1 pseudogene is annotated in these 898 nt (G+C 59.6%); it reads right to left on the bottom strand.

What is annotated here, in order from left to right:
* Positions 1 to 807: pseudogene (locus tag GY725_24110) on the bottom strand (IS3 family transposase).
* Positions 808 to 898 lie beyond the last annotated feature (91 nt).

Below are 898 nucleotides of genomic sequence, written 5' to 3' on the forward strand. Positions count from 1 at the left end.
CGTTGTCCGAACGAAGATACGCGGGGGCTCCACGCACGCTGATCAACTTCGACATCACTTCGATCACCCTGGGCGAACGGATGCTTCCAGCAACGTCGATCGCGAGGCACTCACGGGTGAACTCGTCGATCACGGTGAGGCACTTGACCTTTTGCCCGTTGGCACATGCGTCGAACACAAAGTCGTAGGCCCAGACGTGGTTCGCATCGGTCGCGGGAAGCGGTCGAGGTCTTCCCGTTGCAACGCGCCTTCGCGGCCTGCGACGGGGCACTTGGAGTTCGGCTTGCTTCCAGAGCCGGTACGCCCGATCCGCGCTCATCACGAAGCCACGTCGCTCCAAGAACACCTGGATGCGGCGATAGCCGAACCTCGGATACTGAGCTGCCAGCTCGCGCATCGCTGCGATCACGGGAGCGTCACGCTTCACCAGTCGCGACTTGTAGCCGATCGTTGACCTGGCAACCTGAAGTAGCGCGCACGCTCTGCGAAGCGAGATCCCGCGCTGACGCACGTAGGCGATCTGCTTGCGACGAACACCCGCGCTTACCATTTTTTTCGTGAGACCTCTTTCATCACGTCGATCTCGAGGTCGCGCTCTGCCAGCAACTTCTTGAGCTTCCCGTTCTCTTGCTCAAGTTGCCGCAATCGCTTCACGTCAACGGCTTCGAGCGCCCCGAAACGCTTGCGCCAGGCGTAGATCGTCTGCTCACTGATGCCGTGCTTCTTCGCCACCTTTGCGATCGGGCTCTTGTCCGCTTCGCGCAGGATCTTGACCATCTGTTCTTCGCTAAATCGACTCTTCCTCATGGCTTCCTCCTTCCAGAAAGCCATTCTCTCAGATATCAAACGGTCCGAAAATCCCCAGGCAGGTCATCCGCCCCAATGGCGGGGAAGAGTC

Source organism: bacterium (assembly GCA_024226335.1).
Taxonomy (GTDB): Bacteria; Myxococcota_A; UBA9160; order SZUA-336; family SZUA-336; genus JAAELY01.